Source organism: Peribacillus sp. (assembly GCF_059453735.1).
Map to the genome: position 1 here is coordinate 1 of NZ_JAZVJO010000520.1, position 5,475 is coordinate 5,475.

The 5,475-nt window shown below is 39.0% G+C and carries 5 protein-coding genes and 1 pseudogene; 2 read left to right on the forward strand and 4 right to left on the reverse strand.

Annotated elements, in window-relative coordinates:
* The 4 genes and pseudogenes from AC52RT_RS17230 to AC52RT_RS17245 all read right to left on the reverse strand — a co-directional run.
* Nucleotides 1-338 (reverse strand): annotated as a pseudogene (locus AC52RT_RS17230) (hypothetical protein); the annotation flags it as partial.
* A gap of 78 nt (nucleotides 339-416) precedes the next feature.
* Nucleotides 417-794, reverse strand: coding sequence for a YppE family protein (locus AC52RT_RS17235; protein ID WP_495541883.1), 378 nt, complete (start codon nucleotides 792-794; stop codon nucleotides 417-419).
* A gap of 41 nt (nucleotides 795-835) precedes the next feature.
* Nucleotides 836-1,117 (reverse strand): hypothetical protein, encoded by a 282-nt coding sequence (locus tag AC52RT_RS17240; RefSeq protein ID WP_495541884.1) that lies wholly within the window; start codon nucleotides 1,115-1,117, stop codon nucleotides 836-838.
* Nucleotides 1,118-1,445: 328 nt separating this feature from the next.
* Nucleotides 1,446-2,417: a DUF2515 family protein gene (locus tag AC52RT_RS17245; protein WP_495541885.1), complete on the reverse strand. Its 972-nt coding sequence runs from the start codon at nucleotides 2,415-2,417 to the stop codon at nucleotides 1,446-1,448.
* 130 nt (nucleotides 2,418-2,547) lie between these two features.
* Between AC52RT_RS17245 and recU the strand changes: the two genes are divergently transcribed.
* Together recU and AC52RT_RS17255 are read left to right on the forward strand one after the other, a co-directional pair.
* Nucleotides 2,548-3,159 carry a Holliday junction resolvase RecU gene (recU, locus tag AC52RT_RS17250; RefSeq protein WP_495541886.1) on the forward strand — a complete coding sequence of 204 codons (612 nt, stop codon included), beginning with the start codon at nucleotides 2,548-2,550 and terminating at the stop codon, nucleotides 3,157-3,159.
* 31 nt (nucleotides 3,160-3,190) lie between these two features.
* Nucleotides 3,191-5,475: transglycosylase domain-containing protein (locus tag AC52RT_RS17255; protein ID WP_495541887.1), on the forward strand; the 2,285-nt coding region annotated here is incomplete at its 3' end.

Genomic DNA, 5,475 nt, shown 5'->3' on the forward strand with positions numbered 1-5,475 from the left:
GCTGTATTCCCTTGTTGCTGCTGAATTGGTTTCATTGGCTGCAGCGGATTTGCAAAAGGATTAAATGACTTTTTTACAGGTGGTCTGTTTGGCTGCATGGGCATACCTGGAGCTGGAAAGTTCCCTCCCGCTTGAGGTGGAAAGGGCTGATAGGAAAGATAGGGAGGGTAATTCCCATTATAATGATACCCGGTCTGTTGAGCAGGTTCCACTGGCATATACGGCTCATTCATCTGAACATATTGGGGCGGCAGATAACCATTCCAATAAGGCGGTTGTTCCATATAAAAACCCGTATTTCTAGGATTAACGTTACAGTAGGATGTCCTATTATTCATATGTGCTCTCTCCTCACATAGCATTAGCTGATATACTATATGACTATGTCACGGGATGTGTGAGAGCCTTTTTATTAACTACAGATTCGTAAGCTTACGATCAATTTCATCACGAACATTATGCAGAATGTAACGGACTGATTGTACATGACTTTTAAAACGTTTATAGCTTGTCTTTGGAAAGAATGCCTGCACCGCTACGTCAGACAGATTATTGGCTGTTTGTTCGATTTGAAGAGGAAATAGATGTGTAAAGGATTCCATCGCCATCCATTCCTTCATACTATCTTTCCACTCACTGCAGGTAGTGTGCACTTCATCCGCGAACGGTTTGACTTCACTATAAAAATCCTTTTCCTTCCCTGCTGCCCGAACTTCTTCATATATAACATCCGCTTGCTCATTAAATTGAATGAGTTTTTGCGTCAGCTCTTTTGCGTAGTTTTTATTTATCATAATGCCTCCGAATACTCTTTTTCCTTTAGTATAAAACACTTTCAGGAAATTTCATATGAAGGCATACTTCTCTTTAGATCTTCTCGATTCATTAAAGGATTCATCGACTCTTTCTCAGCAAAGTCCACTCCAGCATTCCATTTTCCTTCTGCCTTCACAAAATCGGCTTCAACAGTTTGAACCAGATGTTCCTGCGTACTCCATAAACTTGTGCTTTGTTTGTGAACAGATGCAGCTACGCCTTTTTCAAGTTGATCAAGGCCCGCATTTATTTCATTAAGAAGATCTAAAATCTCCTTACTGGCAATCTTGCAGCTTCCCATTGCTTTCCCCTCCCTTTTCGTTATATATAGAATTCTGCCTTTTTTTCCATTGCCCTTTCTCGCTGACAAAACTAGAAGGATATCGTCAAAGAAAGTGAAAATGCTTCATTTTTCTATCTTTCGACAAGTTAAGAATGATTAAGAGCAGAATTGCAGAAACTACTAGCAGGAGGTGACACCTTTGAAAAATAATAACAGTAAAGACCAAAACCTTAAAAAGCAAAAAAACCAAGAAAATAAAAAATCAGGAACCGGTAATCCAAAAACTTCTGGTCCTGACCGTCCATCCACATAAGGCGTTTTAAATAGTCTAGACTAATCGTATGCTTCAGGGAAGTGCAGCTTTAATCACTGCAAATACCTGAAGCTGTTTTTGTTTCTTCTGATACCATTTGGTCAGATTAATGGTTTCATGAAATTCTGGTGGATCATACCATTTACTCTTAACGAATACAGATCGATTCCACTGGACCGACACATCCATATAGTGGGTAACGACAGGATAAATGGTTCGTAAATAAGGAGTTTCACTAAATATAAAAGGTGAAAACCGCTGATAATCATGTCTTGACCCTGTATGTTCTGTCTTTCTTGAAAAAGCAAGGAACTCCGAATGAAGTAAGTCCGAAAATAAAATAGCGTATAGTTTTTTCCCTAACTCGATCCGGTTATCCAAACTTCTGAAATTCGCAACGGAAGACCCATACCATTCCCCGTACCTGTTTGGAAATAATACCGTGCTGAAATGAAGCTGGTCTTGAAAGAGGAAACGAAACGAATGAAAGACTGTGGTATAGGGTCCTTTTCTGATTACAGGAAGATCAATGATATGCTGTTCATTGACAATCATTGAGTAAACCAGTCTTTTCTCGTCATGAACCCGCCAGAAATATTTCCATTCCTCCTCTATAAAAGAAGATATATAAAAATACTTACATAAATGAAACAAAGGTCGTTTCCATTTCGTCGAATAATGAAAGAGAAGTAATTGTGGGTAGGCATCTCGAAAAATCAACCAGTTTGCCTGTTCATAGGTCAAGAAAAGAAGCTTTCTAAAGGATGGCGTCAACAAAATTTTATAATTTATACTTGCTAGATCGCACATATTCCAACCAGCATTTCTCGATACCATACCAGCTAAATAGGACCAGTGAATCGTCGGGTGCATGGCAAAAAAGGCTTCATATGCTTTTGTTCTAGTAATATTGTCCTGATTTCGATCGTCTGTTTGTTTCTGAATGGTCCTAAGGAGTAATTGTTCTTTTCTTGGCAACTCCTTTAGAATCGTACAACTCGTCATTCTTGCTCCCTCTTTTCTGAACGATCCAATTTGCATTATCTATTAGCGTTTTATGAAAATAGACATTTTATTCACTATTACCATTCTTTTTTTGCTATCATAGATAGATGAAAAAAAAGGAGGGACAAAAATGGCTTTCCACTATCCCAACGGTCGTAAATTTACTCCGCGGAAATCAGACCAATCTGTACGCCCGCAAATTAAAGCAGGCTTCAGTAACCGCGGAAAAACGCTCGAGGATGACTTGAATGAGACAAATTCTTTCTATCTCGCACAAGGGATCGCCGTTGTTCACAAAAAACCTACGCCCATTCAAATAGTGGATGTTCATTATCCAAAACGAAGCGCTGCAGTCATTAAAGAAGCATACTTTAAACAAGCCTCCACTACTGATTATAATGGCGTTTACAAAGGACACCATCTTGATTTTGAAGCAAAAGAAACCCAAAATACAACATCATTCCCATTAAAGAATTTTCATGAACATCAAATCTTACATATGATGAACGTGACCAAACAAGGCGGCATCGCCTTTGTTATTATTCGCTTCGCTGTCACGGATGAAATATACCTAATGAATTATCCTGAAATTCACTTTTTTTGGAAAAGGATGCAAGATGGTGGAAGAAAGTCAATTACAAAGGAAGAAGTAGAAACTGAAGCAAAAAGGATACCGCTTGGCTTTCAACCGAGAATTGACTATATTAAAGTAATAGATTCTATTATTAGAAATAGAATCTGAGTTGTTTATTAAGAAAGGCAGGTAAGCTGTAATGGCTGAGAAATATAACAGTAGACAAGAGAGAAGAAAGCAAGTGGAGAATCAAAAGAAAACAAAGAAGAAACCTAAACAAGGAATGTTCAAACGGATCATCATGATTCTGGGTATTCTTGTAGGGATTGGACTTGTAGCTGGAGGAGTGACATTTGCCTATTTTGTCAGCGGTACTCCTGAGCTCGATGAAAGTCTTTTAAAAGACCCAATTGCCTCAAAAATATATGATGTTAATAAAAAACTATTATCTGAAGAAGGTATAGAGAATAGAGAGTATGTCAATTACGAAGACATTCCTGAGCTTGTCCAAGATGCGGTTCTAGCAACGGAAGATGTTCGCTTTTATGATCATCATGGTATTGATTTTTACCGGCTGGGTGCAGCGGTCTTATCAAACGTTACGAACGGTTTCGGATCTCAGGGTGCTAGTACCTTGACCCAACAGGTCGTTAAACGTTCCTATTTAACTCCTGATAAGACAATTAAACGGAAAGTCCAAGAAATGTGGCTTTCGATTAAACTAGAACAAAAATATACAAAAGAAGAAATCTTTGAAATGTATGTAAATAAGATTTTCTATGGCAATCGCGCCAACGGGATCTCTACCGCAGCAAAAACATATTATGGAAAAGAATTGAAGGATTTAACACTTAATGAAGTAGCCATGCTTGTCGGACTGCCGCAGAGCCCAAGTAATTATCAACCCTACGGTCATCCTGATAAAGCGAAGAAACGTCGTGACGTTGTCCTTCACTTAATGAATAAACATGGCTTCATTTCAAAAGAAGAGAAGGAAAAGAACCAAGCTATTGCAATTGAAAAAGGCTTGAAAGACAAGGATACTAGTAAAACTGATACAACTCCTTACGATGCTTTTATCGATGAAGTAATCGAAGAAGTTCAAAGTATGGGCGATTATAACGTCTATACAGACGGTCTAGAAATCTATACAACAATTGACCGTGATGCTCAGGAATATGTATATAAATTATTGAATACAAATGATGTAATCCAGTATCCAAATGAAAAGTTACAAGCGGGTATCACCCTGCTTGATACCGAAACCGGTGAGATTCGAGCAATCGGCGGCGGACGTAACACGACAGTAAAACGCGGATTTAATTATGCAACTGAAGCGAAGCGCTCACCAGGTTCAACCATAAAACCGATCATTGATTATGGACCAGCTGTTGAATATCTAAATTGGTCAACTTATCAACCAATCATTGATGAACCATATCAATATACCGATGGTACCCCAATTAAAAATGCGGGTGGCACATATAAAGGGCAGGTAACCGCTCGTGAAGCATTGGCCCGCTCATTAAATATTCCGGCATTGAAGACCTATCAGGCAGTTGAGGAATACGGCGAAGGAAAAGGAAGAGAATTTGCAGAGAAACTAGGCGTACCTATTGATAATGTTAACGAATCCGCCTCTATTGGATCAATGGATTCAGGAATCTCTTCCATGGAATTAGCTGGGGCATACAGTGCGTTCGGGAATAACGGAATTTATAACAAACCACATACCGTGACAAAAATTGTCCTAAGAGACAAAACAGCCATTAAGCAAAAAGTTGAATCGAAAGCGGTAATGAAAGAATCGACTGCGTTTATTATTTCAGATATGTTAAAGAGTGTAATCAATGAAGACTACGGGACAGGAATCCGGGCGAAAGTTCCGGGATTACCAATGGCAGGAAAAACCGGTTCAACTAACTTCACTCCTGAAGAAAAAGCAGCCAATGGCATTCCAGCTGATGGTGTCCGCGATAGTTGGATGGGCGCATACACCACCAATTACACCGTTGGGGTCTGGGCCGGATATGATAATAAACCAAATGAAAAACTAGACTATGTGGGCAGCAGCTCGCAAAGAATTCCTAAAGAGATTATTAAAAACTTAATGCAATATGTCACAAAAAATAAAGAAACAAAAGATTTTAAACAGCCAAATAGTGTGGTTAAAGTACAGGTTGTTAAGGGATCAAACCCTGCCGTACTAGCTAACAGCTATACACCAAGTGAACGAATCACAAACGAGTACTATGTAAAAGGACATGAACCAACTCAAGTAACCAAGGAATACACTAAATTAGCTGCTCCTCAAGGGTTAACTGGTGCCTATAATCAAGAACTAAATGAAATTAATCTTAACTGGAGTTATCCAAATCAAGACGAAGGATCGCCTGAATTTGAGGTGAAGGTTTCAATTGATGGCGGAGGTTCGCAGGTACTCTCCTTGTCTAGTGATACAGGCCTGACCATTCAAAGTCCAAT

What these genes read in the sequence shown, in the direction of transcription:
- recU (WP_495541886.1), top strand. Translation starts at nt 2,548, where the DNA reads ATGGCTTTCCACTATCCCAACGGTCGTAAATTTACTCCGCGGAAATCA.
- AC52RT_RS17235 (WP_495541883.1), bottom strand. Translation starts at nt 794, where the DNA reads ATGATAAATAAAAACTACGCAAAAGAGCTGACGCAAAAACTCATTCAA.
- AC52RT_RS17240 (WP_495541884.1), bottom strand. Translation starts at nt 1,117, where the DNA reads ATGGGAAGCTGCAAGATTGCCAGTAAGGAGATTTTAGATCTTCTTAAT.
- AC52RT_RS17245 (WP_495541885.1), bottom strand. Translation starts at nt 2,417, where the DNA reads ATGACGAGTTGTACGATTCTAAAGGAGTTGCCAAGAAAAGAACAATTA.